At 65.6% G+C, this 14,311-nt stretch carries 16 protein-coding genes; 8 read left to right on the top strand and 8 right to left on the bottom strand.

Annotation, left to right across the window (positions count from 1 at the left end; genetic code table 11):
* Window positions 1-11: 11 nt before the first annotated feature.
* Genes ACLD02_RS01035 through pilG form a run of 5 tightly spaced genes read right to left on the bottom strand, consistent with a single transcriptional unit; the run spans window position 12 to window position 4,337 of the window.
* Window positions 12-887, bottom strand: coding sequence for a CheR family methyltransferase (locus ACLD02_RS01035; protein ID WP_203104380.1), 876 nt, complete (start codon window positions 885-887; stop codon window positions 12-14).
* 31 nt (window positions 888-918) lie between these two features.
* Window positions 919-2,943, bottom strand: coding sequence for a methyl-accepting chemotaxis protein (locus ACLD02_RS01030; protein ID WP_203104383.1), 2,025 nt, complete (start codon window positions 2,941-2,943; stop codon window positions 919-921).
* Window positions 2,944-2,994: 51 nt separating this feature from the next.
* Window positions 2,995-3,543 (bottom strand): chemotaxis protein CheW, encoded by a 549-nt coding sequence (locus ACLD02_RS01025; protein ID WP_203104385.1) that lies wholly within the window; start codon window positions 3,541-3,543, stop codon window positions 2,995-2,997.
* A 13-nt stretch (window positions 3,544-3,556) separates the two neighbouring features.
* Window positions 3,557-3,925 (bottom strand): twitching motility response regulator PilH, encoded by a 369-nt coding sequence (gene pilH, locus ACLD02_RS01020; protein ID WP_161382681.1) that lies wholly within the window; start codon window positions 3,923-3,925, stop codon window positions 3,557-3,559.
* 34 nt (window positions 3,926-3,959) lie between these two features.
* Entirely contained in the window at window positions 3,960-4,337 is a 378-nt protein-coding gene (gene pilG, locus ACLD02_RS01015; RefSeq protein ID WP_161382680.1) for a twitching motility response regulator PilG, read from the bottom strand.
* Between the two features lie 283 nt (window positions 4,338-4,620).
* On the opposite strand from pilG, the gene gshB reads away from it, so the two are divergent.
* From gshB to ACLD02_RS00990, 5 genes are all read left to right on the top strand, one after another.
* The gene (gene gshB / locus ACLD02_RS01010; protein ID WP_203104387.1) at window positions 4,621-5,571 is read left to right on the top strand and encodes a glutathione synthase; all 951 of its coding nucleotides are present in this window, start codon (window positions 4,621-4,623) and stop codon (window positions 5,569-5,571) included.
* An 80-nt stretch (window positions 5,572-5,651) separates the two neighbouring features.
* A complete protein-coding gene (locus ACLD02_RS01005) occupies window positions 5,652-6,521 on the top strand; it encodes an energy transducer TonB (protein WP_410297718.1) in 870 nt (289 codons plus the stop codon).
* Window positions 6,522-6,580: 59 nt separating this feature from the next.
* Window positions 6,581-7,144, top strand: coding sequence for a YqgE/AlgH family protein (locus ACLD02_RS01000; protein ID WP_203104391.1), 564 nt, complete (start codon window positions 6,581-6,583; stop codon window positions 7,142-7,144).
* Window positions 7,144-7,548 (top strand): Holliday junction resolvase RuvX, encoded by a 405-nt coding sequence (gene ruvX / locus ACLD02_RS00995; protein ID WP_410298620.1) that lies wholly within the window; start codon window positions 7,144-7,146, stop codon window positions 7,546-7,548. Before ACLD02_RS01000 ends, ruvX begins: the two co-directional genes overlap by 1 nt.
* A 149-nt stretch (window positions 7,549-7,697) precedes the next feature.
* Entirely contained in the window at window positions 7,698-8,990 is a 1,293-nt protein-coding gene (locus ACLD02_RS00990) for a Fic family protein (protein ID WP_203104393.1), read from the top strand.
* A gap of 20 nt (window positions 8,991-9,010) precedes the next feature.
* Here the strand turns inward: ACLD02_RS00990 and ACLD02_RS00985 are convergent, their stop codons facing one another.
* The gene (locus ACLD02_RS00985; RefSeq protein ID WP_203104395.1) at window positions 9,011-9,586 is read right to left on the bottom strand and encodes a DUF2780 domain-containing protein; all 576 of its coding nucleotides are present in this window, start codon (window positions 9,584-9,586) and stop codon (window positions 9,011-9,013) included.
* A gap of 195 nt (window positions 9,587-9,781) precedes the next feature.
* On the opposite strand from ACLD02_RS00985, the gene pyrR reads away from it, so the two are divergent.
* The 3 genes from pyrR to ACLD02_RS00970 are packed head-to-tail and all read left to right on the top strand — an operon-like array spanning window position 9,782 to window position 12,577.
* Window positions 9,782-10,297: a bifunctional pyr operon transcriptional regulator/uracil phosphoribosyltransferase PyrR gene (gene pyrR, locus ACLD02_RS00980; protein WP_274380678.1), complete on the top strand. Its 516-nt coding sequence runs from the start codon at window positions 9,782-9,784 to the stop codon at window positions 10,295-10,297.
* Complete coding sequence (locus tag ACLD02_RS00975) at window positions 10,294-11,307, top strand: aspartate carbamoyltransferase catalytic subunit (protein ID WP_203104402.1); 1,014 nt, start codon at window positions 10,294-10,296, stop codon at window positions 11,305-11,307. Before pyrR ends, ACLD02_RS00975 begins: the two co-directional genes overlap by 4 nt.
* Window positions 11,297-12,577 (top strand): dihydroorotase, encoded by a 1,281-nt coding sequence (locus ACLD02_RS00970; RefSeq protein WP_203104405.1) that lies wholly within the window; start codon window positions 11,297-11,299, stop codon window positions 12,575-12,577. Before ACLD02_RS00975 ends, ACLD02_RS00970 begins: the two co-directional genes overlap by 11 nt.
* 271 nt (window positions 12,578-12,848) lie before the next feature.
* On the opposite strand, the gene dsbG is transcribed toward ACLD02_RS00970, so the two are convergent.
* Both dsbG and ACLD02_RS00960 read right to left on the bottom strand, forming a co-directional pair.
* Window positions 12,849-13,418, bottom strand: a complete 570-nt coding sequence (gene dsbG / locus ACLD02_RS00965; protein WP_203104408.1) for a thiol:disulfide interchange protein DsbG — start codon at window positions 13,416-13,418, stop codon at window positions 12,849-12,851.
* Between the two features lie 3 nt (window positions 13,419-13,421).
* Window positions 13,422-14,249 carry a TlpA family protein disulfide reductase gene (locus ACLD02_RS00960; protein ID WP_203104411.1) on the bottom strand — a complete coding sequence of 276 codons (828 nt, stop codon included), beginning with the start codon at window positions 14,247-14,249 and terminating at the stop codon, window positions 13,422-13,424.
* Window positions 14,250-14,311: the final 62 nt, after the last annotated feature.

The raw sequence follows: 14,311 nt of genomic DNA, 5'->3' as shown, positions 1-14,311 counted from the left end.
CTCCCGCGTTATTATTGCCGGCGCCGAAAGGCCAGGGTATCCGCGAACCGCACACGTTCCAGGCGCGGGTCCTGCCAATCGGTGATTTCGCCGGGTCCGAGCACCAGCAATCCCCCAGGTGCCAGCCGGCCGGCGAGCCGGGTCACGATCTGACGTTTCCGCCAGCGGCGAAAGTAGATCAGCATGTTCTGGCAAAAGATCAGGTCCATGTTGTCCATCGGAGCCTGATCCAGATTCAACACGTTCAGGTAAGCGAAGCAGACCCGCTCGCGCAAGGTGGTGCCGGCCTGCATGTTGTTCGCGTCCACCTCGGTGAAATAGGTCTCGCGCAGGCGCGGATCGATCTGTTCCACACGCCGCCGGCCGAACACGCCGCGCCGGGCCTTGGCCAGGGTGGGCAGGCTGATGTCGGTGCCGGTGATGCCGTAGAACAGTTCCTTATCGCTGTCGTTGAAGCGTTCCTGGATCAGCATCGCCAGGGAATAGGCCTCCTCGCCGGTGGAGCACCCCACGCTCCAGGCATTGAGGGTGGCGCCGGCTTGCCGCTCGTCGGCGAAGCGGTTGACGAAATCCTCCACCAGAGCGAAGGAGCCCGGATGGCGGAAAAAGCTGGTTTCCTGGACCGTGAGCCGGTCCACCAGCACCGACCATTCCATGGCCCGGGCCTCGGTGGCGCCGGTCACCAACTGCTCGTAATAGGTGTCGTAACCGTCGATGCCCAGCTCGCGCATGCGAATGTTGAGGCTGGTCTCCAGGAACGGCTTGCGCTCCGGCGCCAGGGTCATGCCGGTACGCTCCTCCAGTAACGCCTGCCACAGCTGGAACTGTTCGGCGTCCATGGCGGGGGCGTTCTTGATCGACCAGCGATCTGTCACTGCGTAACCCATGGTTCCGTCTCCGGAACCGGCTCAGGCCGGTTCAGGAATGTTCCGGCAGGCGGAAGCCGGCCACTGAATTGCGCATCTCCTGGGCCATTTCCGCCAGGTCGCCAATGGAGCGGGCGGTGGCGGTGGTACCGGCGGAAGTCTGCGAGGTAATTTCCTGGATCACGTTCATGGTGTTGGAGATGTGACCCGCGGAGGCGGCCTGCTGGCGCGCCGCGTTGGAAATGTTCTGGATCAGGTCAGCCAGGTTCTTGGATACGTTTTCAATTTCCTCCAGCGCCACACCGGCGTCCTGGGCCAGCCGGGCGCCTTTCACCACCTCGGCGGTGGTGGCTTCCATGGAGATAACCGCTTCGTTGGTGTCGGTCTGAATGGTTTTCACCAGGGTTTCAATCTGCTTGGTGGCGGCGGCGGAACGTTCCGCCAGGCGCTGCACCTCATCCGCCACCACCGCGAAGCCGCGACCCGCTTCACCGGCCATGGAGGCCTGAATCGCGGCGTTCAATGCCAGAATATTGGTCTGGTCGGCGATGTCGTTGATCAGCGATACGATGTCACCGATCTCCTGGGAGGATTCACCCAGCCGCTTGATCCGTTTGGAGGTTTCCTGGATCTGCTCGCGGATGGTGTCCATGCCGTGGATGGTGGCCTGCACCACCTCCGCGCCCTTGTTGGCGATCGCCACCGCTTTTTCCGCCACCGCGGCGGACTCGGCGGCGTTGGCGGATACCTGGTCAATGGACACCGCCATTTCGTTCACCGCCGCCGAGGCGCCGGCGATTTCCTGGGCCTGGTGTTCGGAGGCTTCCGCCAGATGCATGGCGGTGGACTGGGTTTCCTGGGCGGCGGAGGCCACCTGCACGGCGGAGTTGTTGATCGTCTGCACCAGGCTGCGCAGCTGGTCGATGGAGTAGTTGATGGAGTCGGCGATGGCGCCGGTGAAGTCCTCGGTCACCGTCGCTTCCACGGTCAGGTCACCGTCCGCCAGGTCGCCCAGTTCGTCCAGCAGACGCAGAATCGCCGCCTGGTTACGCTGGTTCTCGCTCTCCAGTTCGTTACGGCGGCGGGCCGCCTCGCGGTTACGCTGCAGCATGATCAGGAAGAACATCAGCACCGCGATACCGGCGCACACCGCGCCCAGCCACAGTGACGGGAACAGGCCGGCGGTGCTGCGCTCGAACTGCTCGTTCAGGTTGGTGGATTCCTGCAGCAGATCCTGGGATGTGCGGAAGATGCTGTCCGCGGCGCTGGCCACCTGGAACAGCTCCGGCGCGGTGTAGAGGATGGCATCCACGGACTGGGTCACGAATTCGTCGAACAGCCGCGAGATGCGGCCCAGATAGTTGAGCGCCTCGGGGTTGGTGATGCGCTCGATGCCCATGGCCGGGTCGCCTTCCAGCATGCCGTTGAGCACGCGCCCGAACTCGGTGGCGTCGCGGCCGAAGTTGTCCGCCGCGATCACCGCGTTGTCGTCGCCTTCCAGCACCCGGGAGATGGAGCGCAGAATACGCTCGGTGAGCCAGATCTGGCGCTGGGCGAAGGCCACCTGGTCGGGGGCGGCGTTGTTTTCCACCAGGATGTCGACCACCGCCTCGTACTCGGACTGCAATTGCGGAATGGCCTGGGCCAGGGTGTCGGCCACTTCGTGCAGATCAAGGACCGCGTTGCGGCCGTTGATGATGGTGGCGGTGTTGTCGCTGGCCTGGTCCCACAGCGACTGCAGGCGCTGCTTGACCTGTTCGTCGGCCATGGGCTCCTGTTTCAGCTGGTTCCAGGCGGCCTGGAAATCACCCCGGGAATCCTGCAGCAGCGCGAAGGCGTCCGCGTTGCCCGAGGACGCCTCCAGGGCGTTCTTGGCGATCTGCTGGGACACCACGCGCAGCTCCGAGGCGGTGGAGATGTTCTCCTGTGCCTGGTTGGCCCGGGTGGCGGACAGCAGGAAGTTGGCCAGCGCGAGGGCGATGAAAATGGCAAGCCCGACATACAGGGCGATATTCAGCGGATTACCGCCCGCGCCCCCCCGCGCCTTGCTGAACAAGTTTCCCGGTTTGAACTTCATAACTGGCTCCTGGCCTGGCTCTGTTCTTATCTCCCCAGCGCGGCCATGCCGTCAGCCCGTGCGGGCCGCCTGCATGAAGCGCGGATCCTGTGCCAGCCGCCTGAGGCTGAACACGGACCAGAGTTCCCCGTCCCTCTGATAGCCGCCGCGCAGGTAAGGCCCCACGTGCTCTTCCCGCTCCGGTGGCACCGGCCGGTACGCGTCGAGGGGGAAGTGCTGCATGCCAAGCACCTCATCCACGATCACGCCGGTATACAGATCATCCTGATCGAGCACCAACAGTCTGCGCCGTTTCTCCTGCAACTCCGAGGGCTGACCGAGAAAACGACTTAAATCCATGACCGTCATCAGGCGGCCACGGACATTGGCCACCCCTTTCATCCACTGCATCACCCCCGGCACCCGGGTGTAGGCGGGCACCGAGAGGATTTCCGACACCTCGTCCATGGGCGCCACGAACCGGCGCTGATCGAGGGTGAAGCCGACACCGCTCCAATAATCGACCGCGTCCTCCTGCATGGGGAGGTCGGCGGCCTGCTGGCGGCAACGGACAAAATAGTCCGCCAGCTTGATGAAGGCGGCGGAAGCGGCGGTGCTCATCGGGCCTCCGCCGTCATGCGCCGGCCAGTTGCCGATCCACGGTCTGCAACAGCACGTCCTCGTCCACCGGCTTGGTCAGGTAGTCCTTGGCGCCCTGGCGCTTGCCCCAGACGCGATCGGTTTCCTGGTCCTTGGTGGTAACGATGATGATCGGGATATGGGCGGTGTCGGCGCCCTTGGTGAGTTGGCGGGTGGCCTGGAAACCGTTCAGGCCGGGCATCACCACGTCCATCAGCACCAGGTCGGGCAGCTCCGAGCGGGCCAGAGCCACGCCGTCGGCGCCGTTGGCGGCTTCCAGCACGTGGTGGCCGTGTTTTTCCAGAATCTCCCGCAGTTTGTAGCACTCGGTGGGAGAGTCGTCGACGATAAGAATGCGTGCCATCTTTTCCTCTTCGGGTTGAGCACCGCGGCGGCGTTTAAATGTGCTGACGAATGGCCCCCAGTAGCTCGTCCTTGGAGAACGGCTTGGTCAGGTACTCATCGGAACCGACGATCCGCCCCTTGGCCTTGTCGAACAGGCCATCCTTGGAGGAGAGCATGATCACGGGGGTCGCCTTGAAGGCGCTGTTGTTCTTGATCAGCGCGCAGGTCTGATATCCATCCAGTCGCGGCATCATGATGTCCACGAAAATGATACTGGGTTTGCTGTCGGCGATCTTGGCCAGGGCATCGAAGCCGTCGGTGGCGGTGATCACCTCGCAACCCGCTTTCTTCAACAAGGTCTCGGCGGTACGACGGATGGTTTTGGAGTCGTCGATTACCATTACCTTGAGGTCTTGGAAATTGTCAGTCATGGAGAACTGCCTTTACCGTGAACCGTTACGGGCCGCAACGTCCTGTAATCGGAGGCCTTTTTTATATGCGTGTGCCAGGCAGCGCCCGGGAGCCCCCGCCGATCCCCTAGGGCGTTTTTCCGAGGCTCTACTGGGTGAAACAGCCCAAGCCGAGGTTTTAACACAGATTCTACATTCAATCTATAAGACCCTGTGAGACCTGAGAAAAGCGTCCCGTAGCGGCCCGGCCAAGGCGCTGATACCATTGCCCGGCACCCCTGTCGCGATCCGTTCTGGAGCCCCCATGAGCCTGAATATCGGCGTGGTGATGGACCCCATCGACCACATCAAACCCTGGAAAGACACCACCCTGGCCATGCTGCTGGAAGCCCAGCGCCGCGGCTGGACCCTCCATTACATGGAGCCGGCCGATCTGTACGTGCGTGACGGCGAGGTGCGGGCGCTGACCCGCGACCTGACCGTGCGCGACGATAATCAGGACTGGTTCACCCTGGGCGAGCCATCCGCCCGCGCCCTGGTGGGCATGGATATGATCCTGATGCGCCAGGACCCGCCCTTCAACGCCGCCTACCTGTACGCCACCTACATGCTAGAGAAAGTGGAGCGGCAGGGCGTGACGGTGGTCAACAGACCAGCCAGTGTCCGTGACAGCAATGAAAAACTGTTCGCCACCGATTTCCCGCAATGCTGCGTGCCCACCCTGGTGTCCGGCCGCGCCAACCTCCTGCGCGAGTTTGTAAAGGAGCAGGGTGACACCGTGATGAAGCCGCTGGATGCCATGGGCGGCACCAATGTGTTCCGCATCGAGCCGGGCAGCGCCAACCTGAGCGTGATCATCGATGTGCTCACCGAAAACGGCAAAACGCCGGTGATGGCCCAGCGTTTCATCCCCGAGATCACCGATGGCGACAAACGCATCCTGATGATCAACGGCGAGCCGGTGCCCTATGCCCTGGCGCGCATTCCCAAGGAAGGAGAGTTCCGGGGCAACCTGGCCGCCGGGGGAACCGGCCAGGGCCGCGAGCTCACCGACCGCGACCGCTGGATCTGCCAGCAGGTGGGGCCGGTGCTCAAGGAGAAGGGGCTCTACTTCGTGGGCCTGGACGTGATCGGCGATTACCTCACCGAAATCAACGTGACCAGCCCCACCTGCGTGCGTGAGCTGGACCAGATCTACGGCATCAATATCGCCGGCCAGTTGTTCGACGCCCTGCTCGAACTGCGCGGCCGATAGGACGAAATGCGCGCTACGTCCTGGGCGGCGTGGCGCTTTCGGGGGACAATCGGGCCAATAATAAAGACGCAAGATCCTTCATGGCTGCTCCTCAGGTTACCGCCGCCGACCGGCTCGGCTTCACATTGTTTCTGGCACTGGCCGTGCACGGCCTGGTGTTGTTCGGCGTGAGTTTCGCGCCGGAGCAACCCCGTGCCGCGCCCAACAGCCTGGAAGTGACGCTGGCCATGCACCGCGCCGACGACGCGCCGGAGGAGGCGGACTTCATCGCCCAGGCCAACCAGGCCGGCGCCGGCACCGAGCAGGGCAAGCGCGAACTGACCACCACCGAGGCGGCGCCGTTCAGTGATCCGGACACCCGTGACGTCCAGTTGCAGCCGCCCACCGCCCGGCAGCCGCGCCCGGTGACCCGCCAGAAGATCATCGTTACCCGGGCCGCCAGCGAGCGCGATACCACCAGCGAACAGCGCGACCGCCAGGAAGAGCGCCCCGAGCCGGAGGCCGAGCGTGATCAGATGGATGAACTGAGCCGCGAGATCGCCAGCCTGCAGGCGCGCCTGGACCAGCAGAAGCAGGCCTACGCCAAGCGCCCGCGCATTCGCCGGCTCACCTCGGTGTCCACCAAGGCGCACTATGAAGCCGCCTACATTGATGCCTTCCGACGCAAGGTGGAGGTCACCGGTACCCGCCATTTCCCGCGCCAGGCTCTTGAGAACAACACCTTCGGCGGGGTCCGGCTGATGGTGGCGTTGCGCCGGGACGGCAGCATCGAGGAGCTCAAGGTGCTGGAATCCTCCGGCCACCGCTTCCTGGATCAGGCGGCGATACAGAGCGTGCGGCTGGCGGCGCCGTTCGACCCCTTCACCACGGAAATGCGCGAGCGCATGGACGTGCTGGAAATCATCCGGACCTGGCGTTTCGACGCCGGCCGCCGGGTGTCCTCCCAATAGAGCCGAAAACCCTGGCCCGTCGTCTTGCCCTGGCCGGATCGGCACCGGATACTGTGGCCATGGAGAGTGCGAGTCTGAAACACCAGCTTCTGATCGCCATGCCGCAGATGGACGATCCCAACTTCGAGCATGCCGTCACCTATGTGGTGGAACACGGCACGGAAGGCGCCATGGGGTTGACGCTGAACCGCCCGGTATCGCTGAGCCTCAACGATATCCTCGCGGACATGGACATCGAAGTGGAAGTGCCGCCCTCGGATCACCACCAGGTGGTGGCCGGCGGGCCGATCCAGCAGGATTCCGGTTTCGTGCTGCATCGCAGCACCGCCCGGCTCTGGGACTCCAGCATTCAACTGGCCGATGGCCTGTGCCTGACCACCTCCCGTGACATCATGGAAGCCATCGCCCTGGGCGAAGGCCCGGAAGCCACGCTGGTGTGCCTTGGCTATGCCGGTTGGGATCAGGGCCAGTTGGAACGGGAACTGGCGGACAACGTCTGGCTGAGCGTGGCCAGCACCCCCGAACTGGTGCTCGACATTCCCTTTGATCAACGCTGGCAGGCCGCCGCCGCTCACCTGGGCGTGGACATCAGCCTGATCGCCACGCAGGTGGGACACGGTTGATCCTGCTCGCCTTCGATCACGGTACCCGCAAGATCGGCGTCGCCAGCGGCAACGGCGTGATCGGCACCGCCTCGCCGCTGGCGCCGTTGCCCTGCCGGGACGGCCAGCCGGATTGGCGGCGGATCGCCGCCCTGCTCGACGAATGGCGACCGGATGCCCTGGTGGTGGGGTTGCCCCTCAACATGGACGGCAGTGAAAGCCCCTCCAGTGCCCGCGCCCGCAAATTCGCCCGCCGCCTGCACGGCCGCTTCGGCCTGCCGGTGGCGATGGTCGATGAGCGGCTTTCCACCCGCGAGGCCCGCGAGCGCACCGGCCAGCGCGGCCCGGACCCGAAAGTGGATTCCATGGCCGCGGTGGTCATCGCCGAGGGCTACCTCAACGGCGCCGAGCCGATCGCCCCCTGAGCCGGCGCCTTCGCCGGCTTGACCGCCGGGGCCTGGCGAGCGATATTCAACTCAATTTTCAAATAATTGAGCTGAAAATGGCAAGAATAAGCCAACCTCCTGATATAGATGACGTTTTTTCTTCCAGGGCGAGCGCTGTTGTGGATGCCATGGCTCGATATGGCACCGTCGACGCAAAAGGTCGCTACCTGCATTGGCATGATCTGCGTCGCCGTTTGCCCGCCGGGGTCGACAAGGAGGCGGTCTGGGTGGCGGTCAAGCTGGCCCGGCAAAGCCTCCTTAAGCCCATCCCCTTGAACGCGGCGGGCGGTCGTCCCTTTCGTTTCTGCACACCGGATACCGTGGAAAGCACCCTCCACGCCATCGACCGGCTCTGCGCGCCGTCCCTGCGGGAGGGTGGTTTCGACCTGTCCAGTCACGGCCAGCGCGAACAATATCTGGTGGAAACCCTGATGATGGAGGAGGCGATCTCCAGCGCCCAACTGGAGGGCGCGGCCACCACCCGGGAGGTGGCCCGGGACATGCTGATCCGGGAGCGCCGACCGTGCACCGAGGATGAGCGCATGGTATTCAACAACTACCTGCTCATGAAGGAAGCCAAGCGGGCCCGGGAAGAACACCTGGATCCATCGTTGATCTTCCGCTTCCATGAGCTGGCCACCCATGACACCACCCAGCCCGGGGTGATGCCCGGTGAACCCCGGCAAGGCGATGACGTGGTGGTGGATCGGGATGGCGACGTGGCGCACCGTCCGCCGGCGGCGCGGCGACTGCCGGAGCGGCTTGAGGCACTGTGCCGCTTCGCCAACGAAAATCACGACGGTCGCGACGGGCGGATGTTTATCCATCCGGCGGTGAAGGCGATCATTCTGCACTTCATGATCGGTTACGAGCACCCGTTCGTGGACGGCAACGGCCGCACCGCCCGGGCGGTGTTCTACTGGTATATGTTGAAAGCGGGCTACTGGCCGTTCGAGTACATCTCCATCAGCGCGTTATTGAAAGACGCGCCCATCCAGTACGGCGAGGCCTATCTGTTCACCGAAAGCGACGACAATGACCTGACCTACTTCGTGGTCTATCAACTGCGTATCATTCAACGGGCCATCGATGCCTTCCTGGAATACGTGGCGGCCAAGCGGCGGGAATACCTGGAACTGATGGACTGGCTGGCGAACATGGGCATCGGTCGGCGCTTGAATCACCGGCAGGGCATGCTGTTGCGTCAGGCCTTGAAGAACCCGGGGGTGGGGTTTACCGCCAAGGAAGTGAAGAACCTGTTCGACGTGTCGGAGAATACCGCCCGCGCCGATTTGCGCACCCTTGAGGAGCTGGAGGTTCTGGTGCCTCTCAAAGCCGGGAAGACGGTGGAGTTCCTGGCCCGGGCGGACGCTTCGGAGCGCCTGAAACGGCGTCTGAAGACACGTCGCCGGGGCGGGTAGGCGCCCCGGCGACCGGCGCGTTACTGAGCCGGGGTCCAGAGGTTTTGCAGGGTGCCGATCACGGAGCCGGCGACGCCCTGATTGCCCAGGAACTGGGTGATGATCGGGGTGAACTGGCTGATCATTTCCGGGTTCAGGCCCAGGGCGCTGAAGGCGCTCTGTACGCCGGCCAGGGTGTTCACGTTGCCGAGGGCGGCTTTCATCAGGCCGCCTTTGTCGTCGCTGTCGCCGCCGCCGAGCAGGGCGCTCAGGCCGGACACCTGGCTGGTCACGCCGCTGAATTGTTCGCCGGAAAGCTGGGACTGGGCCATGGAAAACAGCGCCGCGCTGCCGCCAGCGGCCTGCTGCTTGGAAATGCCCAGCTCGCTGGACAGGTCGTTGACCAGCGTGGCGGTGTCACCGGCCACCTGCCAGTCGCCGGATGCCTTGTTCACCGCCGCCTGGGACTGGCTGGTGGCGTCATTGGCTTTCTGCTGGGCCTGGTCCACCGCCTTGTTGGCGGAGTCCATGGCGCCCTTGAGGTCGAAGGCCTGGGCGGGATGGGCGAACACGGCCAGCAGGGCGGCGGCGGAGAGGGTTTTTCCAAGGGTCTTCATTGATACGTCCTTAAAATACTGGGTCCATGAAAGAGGCGGCCCATGTGGGCGCGACGGTAACGCCCGGTGACCGGGCATGACAGCCGCGCGAGTGTAACCGCCCGCTGGCCCGATGGCACGGAAGCGGCTCGCAAAGCGGCGTCCATCTGCTAATCTACGCCGGTTCCCATGCCATCCATCATTCAGGAGACTTCCTTGCGCTGGAACGAAGCGGACATCGACGCACGGCTCGCCGCCATGGCGGAGCAGGTGGCGTCCGAATACGGTGACGGCGCGCCGGCGCTGGTGGGCATTCAGTCCGGCGGTGCCTGGGTGGCGCGGGCGCTCAATGACAGGCTGACCCGGCCGGCGCCACTGGGCTCGCTGAACGCCAGTTTCTACCGTGACGATTTCGACACCCGCGGCCTCAAGCGCGCGGTGCAGCCCTCGGACCTGCCGTTTGACGTGGATGGTGCCCACATCCTGCTGGTGGACGATGTGCTGATGACCGGGCGCACCATCCGCGCCGCCATGAACGAACTGTTCGACTATGGCCGGCCGGCGTCGATCCGGCTGGCGGTGCTGTTTGACATCGGCCACCGCCAATTGCCGATCCGTCCCGATATTTGTGGGGAAACTTTGGCATTGCCGCCCCATCAGCGGGTAGAATTACGCGGGCCCGCGCCTCTGGTCGCGGAGGTGATAGAGATCCCCGTAAAGGCTGACGAATGACGCTTGCGCCGCCGCCCTCCTCCCGCGTGCAGCTCACCGAAGACGGAAAGCTGCGCCACTTCCTTTCCGTTGAACACCTGTCCCGTTCCCTGCTGGAAGACATCCTGGACACCGCCGCCAGTTTCGTCGACGTGGGCGGGCGCGCCATCAAGAAGGTGCCCCTGCTGCGCGGCAAGACGGTGGTGAACCTGTTCTTCGAGTCCAGCACGCGCACGCGCAGCACCTTCGAGCTGGCCGCCAAGCGCCTCAGCGCCGACGTGCTCAACCTGGATATTTCCAAGTCCGCCACCAGCAAGGGCGAGACCCTGCTGGATACCCTGCGCAACCTGGAAGCCATGGCCGCCGACATGTTCGTGGTGCGTCACCAGGACTCCGGCGCGCCCTTCTTCATCGCCAACGAAGTGACGCCTCAGGTGTCGGTGATCAACGCCGGCGACGGTCGTCACGCCCACCCCACCCAAGCGATGCTGGATATGTACACCATTCGCCACTACAAGGGCGGTTTTGCCGGCCTGCGGGTGGCCATCGTCGGTGACGTTTTGCACTCCCGGGTGGCGCGCTCCCAGGCCCATGCCCTCAACACCCTGGGCGCCGAGGAAGTGCGGCTGATCGGCCCGCGCACCCTGCTGCCGGTGGACGCCGAGGGCCTCGGCGTCACCGTGTTCACGGACATGGCCCAGGGTCTCAAGGACGTGGATGTGGTGATCATGCTGCGCCTGCAGAAGGAGCGCATGGATTCCGCCCTGCTGCCCAGCGAGGGGGAATTCTTCCGCCTTTATGGCCTGACCAACGAGAAGCTGCGCCACGCCAAGCCGGACGCCATCGTCATGCATCCCGGCCCGATCAACCGGGGCGTGGAAATCGCCTCCGAGGTGGCCGACGGGCCGCGCTCGGTGATCCTCAACCAGGTGACCTTCGGCATCGCCGTGCGCATGGCGGTGATGTCCATGGCCATCAGCGGCCAGGAAAGCAGCCAGAATCCGGAGCAAGGGGGCGAGCATGGCCGTTAAGGCGCATCTGCTGATCCGCAAGGGCCGCGTGATCGATCCGGCTTCCGGCCGCGACGAGGTCGCCGACCTGCTGGTGGAAGACGGCCGCCTGGCGCGCATTGGCGCCAGCCTGGACGCCCCCGGCGCCGAGATCATCGAGGCCGAGGGCCTGTGGGTACTGCCCGGCCTGGTGGATAGCTGTGTGCACCTGTCCGTGCCGGGCAGCGGCCGGGCCGGCGACATCGCCTCGGAAACCCGCGCCGCCGCCGCCGGCGGCATCACCCACCTGGCCGCCCAGCCGGACTGCGGGCCGGTGGACTCCACCGCCATGGTACGGCTGATCCGGGAGCAGGCCGGCCAGGCCGGGTTTGCCCGGGTCCTGCCGGTGGCGGCGCTGACCCAGCGGCTGGAAGGCGTGCAGCTGGCGGAAATGGCCACCCTGGCCCGGGCCGGCTGCATCGCCGCCGGCCAGGCCGGCGCGCCGTTGGCCGATGCCCTGGTGCTCAAGCGGGGTCTGGAATACGCCGCCACCTTCGACCTGCCGGTAATGTTCCGGCCCCAGGAGGCGGCCCTGTCCGCCGGCGGTTGCGCCCACGACGGCCCGGTGGCCTCGCGGCTGGGTCTGCCGGGCATTCCGTCGGTGGCGGAGTCGGTGGAGCTGGCCCGGGACCTGCTGCTGGTGGAAGCCACCGGCGTGCGCGCCCATTTCCAGCAGATCTCCAGTCGTGACTCCCTGCCCCTGCTGCGTGCCGCCAAAGCGCGGGGGTTGCCGGTTACCGCCGATGTGAGCGTTCACCATCTTTTGTTGGACGAATCCGCGGTGGAAGGCTTCAACAGCCAGTGCCACGTGATTCCGCCCCTGCGCGGCGCCGCCGACCGGCAAGCGCTGCTGGCGGCGGTGGCCGACGGCACCATCGACGCGGTCTGCTCGCAGCACCAGCCGGTGGGTTCCTCCAGCAAGGCGGCGCCCTTCCCTTCCACCAAGCCGGGGATTTCCGGGCTCGACACCCTGCTGCCGCTGATGCTTAAGCTGGTCGAGGATGGCGCCCTGCCCCTGGCCCGGGCCCTGGACGCGGTCACCGCCGCGCCGGCTCGTTGCCTCGGTATCCAGGCCGGGCATCTGGAGCCCGGCCGGCCAGCCAGCCTGTGCGTGCTGGCGGCGGAAGAGAGCCGCACCCCGGGCAGCCACTGGCTGTCGGCGGGGCGTAACTCGCCCTGGTTGCACAGCCGCCTGCCCGGCGTGGTGAGGCTCACCGTCTGTCAGGGCCGGGTCAGCTGGCTGAGCGACTGACACAGGGCCTGTTCACACTACTTGCCTCGCGCCTGTTGCGGCTATAAATCCACCCATCAAGGCACGAGGAGAGAAGTTTGGTGGCTCCAAATGAACGACGAGTAACGCGGAGGGGTGGATTTATAGCCGCAACCCGAAGGGCTGGCGCCCTTTTGGACCTCCAGCGTCGTTGTCGGTCGCTTATTTGGACTGACCAAACGGCGCTCCCTCCGCCTGGCTGGAGGTCCAAAATGACACCCGGCAGGCGCGATGCAAGTAGTGTGAACAGGCCCTAATCGATCTGGAACACCAGCTTGCGCAGGGTCTCCGGCTGCAATACGCCGGGGGCGAACTGCAGCTTGCCGTCGGGGTCCCGGAAGATGGTGGCCGGAGTGCCACGGATACCGAATTCCCGCATCAGGGCATTGTTTTCCCGCAACTGCCGGCCCGTCTCCTCGGGCACCGGGTCCAGCGGCGCCAGCTCACCCTCCTGACCCCGGGCCAGGGCCGTCGCCGGATCGTCCGCCGCCAGCACCGCCGCGCCCGTCGGGTAACTGCCCGGGCGCAACACGGCGACGATCACATGGCGCACCTGGGTGCGGTTATCCGGGTCATTCAGCAGCGGCTGCATCTCTCGCCACTGGCGGGTGCAGTAGGGGCACTTCATGTCGGTGAAGGTATAGACCACCCGGTCCGGGTCGGTGGCGCCCTCCGCCACCCAATGGCTGCGTGACAACACCTCGAAGATTTGTTTTTCCAGGGCGGCCCGGTCCTCGGTGGCGTCCTGGGCGCGGGCGGCGGTGCCGCCCAGCAGGGCGAGCACCAGCAAGGCCAGGGGATAACAACGGCGGAATAACGGCACGGTTCACTCCTTCTCGGATGGCTCGGGTGGCAAATGGGGGCGCAGAAAATGCCGCAGGCTGGCCGCCGACAGCGGCCCCAGGTGGCTGTTCACCAGGCGCCCGTCGGCGTCCAGCAGCAAGGTGGTGGGCAGGCCGCCGCCCAGGGCGCGGCCCAGGTCCCGGTGAGGGTCCAGCAAAACCCGTTCCAGGCGCAGGCCCTCGGTGCTCAGGTAGCGACGCACGGTGTCCGCGCCCTCGCCCTGGTTGGCGTACAGGAAGCGCACCGCCGGATAGACCCTTTGAGCCTGCTCCAGCACGGGCATCTCCCGGCGGCAGGGTGGGCACCAGCTGGCCCATAGATTGATCAGCGTGACCCGTCCGGCGGCGGCCTGGCGTAGGGAGACCGGCTCACCGCTCAAAGCATGGAGGGTGACGTCCGGCACCGGCGTCGCACCCGGTCGCAGGGGGGCCAGCACCAATGTGGTGAAAAACGCCGCCAGGGCTCCGGCCAGCAGCGCCCTTCCAGTCTCGGGAAACGCCTTGCCATGGCCGCGCCAGCGCGCCAGCGCCAGCCCCAGCAGGGCGCCGGCCAGGGCCCCGGGCCACCAGAAGCCGCCGTCGCGCGGGTCCAGCATGGCCACCGGGCCGGCGTACTGGTCGGCATAGCGGATCACGAACGCCAGCCGCGCGCCGAGCAGGGCGCTGAACAGCATCCAGCTCAGTACCGGTTCGGCGTCCGGCCGCTCCCGGCGGCGCCGCCAGGCGGCCAGGGCCCAGGCCACCAGCGCACCGGCCAGCCAGGGCAGCAGTGCCAGGGGCAGGGCCAGCGGTCCCAGGTTGAAGGCGGTCATGACGGTGGTTTCTCTCCGGGGCGGTTGTCGGGCAAAGGCTGGCCGCCGATGATTAACGCCGG

This window comes from Alloalcanivorax sp. C16-2, assembly GCF_046507615.1.
Taxonomy (GTDB): domain Bacteria; phylum Pseudomonadota; class Gammaproteobacteria; order Pseudomonadales; family Alcanivoracaceae; genus Alloalcanivorax; species Alloalcanivorax marinus_A.
The sequence above is the reverse complement of the archived record's forward strand: the minus strand, read 5'-3'. Positions and strand labels throughout refer to the sequence as shown.

Excerpts from the sequence above, each read along its gene's own strand:
- ACLD02_RS00970 (WP_203104405.1), top strand. The coding sequence starts at position 11,297 with ATGGCCGTTAAGGCGCATCTGCTGATCCGCAAGGGCCGCGTGATCGAT.
- pilG (WP_161382680.1), bottom strand. The coding sequence starts at position 4,337 with ATGACTGACAATTTCCAAGACCTCAAGGTAATGGTAATCGACGACTCC.
- ACLD02_RS01030 (WP_203104383.1), bottom strand. The coding sequence starts at position 2,943 with ATGAAGTTCAAACCGGGAAACTTGTTCAGCAAGGCGCGGGGGGGCGCG.
- pilH (WP_161382681.1), bottom strand. The coding sequence starts at position 3,925 with ATGGCACGCATTCTTATCGTCGACGACTCTCCCACCGAGTGCTACAAA.
- ACLD02_RS01025 (WP_203104385.1), bottom strand. The coding sequence starts at position 3,543 with ATGAGCACCGCCGCTTCCGCCGCCTTCATCAAGCTGGCGGACTATTTT.
- ACLD02_RS01005 (WP_410297718.1), top strand. The coding sequence starts at position 5,652 with ATGGCTGCTCCTCAGGTTACCGCCGCCGACCGGCTCGGCTTCACATTG.
- ACLD02_RS00990 (WP_203104393.1), top strand. The coding sequence starts at position 7,698 with ATGGCTCGATATGGCACCGTCGACGCAAAAGGTCGCTACCTGCATTGG.
- ACLD02_RS00975 (WP_203104402.1), top strand. The coding sequence starts at position 10,294 with ATGACGCTTGCGCCGCCGCCCTCCTCCCGCGTGCAGCTCACCGAAGAC.
- ACLD02_RS01000 (WP_203104391.1), top strand. The coding sequence starts at position 6,581 with ATGGAGAGTGCGAGTCTGAAACACCAGCTTCTGATCGCCATGCCGCAG.
- gshB (WP_203104387.1), top strand. The coding sequence starts at position 4,621 with ATGAGCCTGAATATCGGCGTGGTGATGGACCCCATCGACCACATCAAA.
- ACLD02_RS00960 (WP_203104411.1), bottom strand. The coding sequence starts at position 14,249 with ATGACCGCCTTCAACCTGGGACCGCTGGCCCTGCCCCTGGCACTGCTG.
- ACLD02_RS01035 (WP_203104380.1), bottom strand. The coding sequence starts at position 887 with ATGGGTTACGCAGTGACAGATCGCTGGTCGATCAAGAACGCCCCCGCC.
- ACLD02_RS00985 (WP_203104395.1), bottom strand. The coding sequence starts at position 9,586 with ATGAAGACCCTTGGAAAAACCCTCTCCGCCGCCGCCCTGCTGGCCGTG.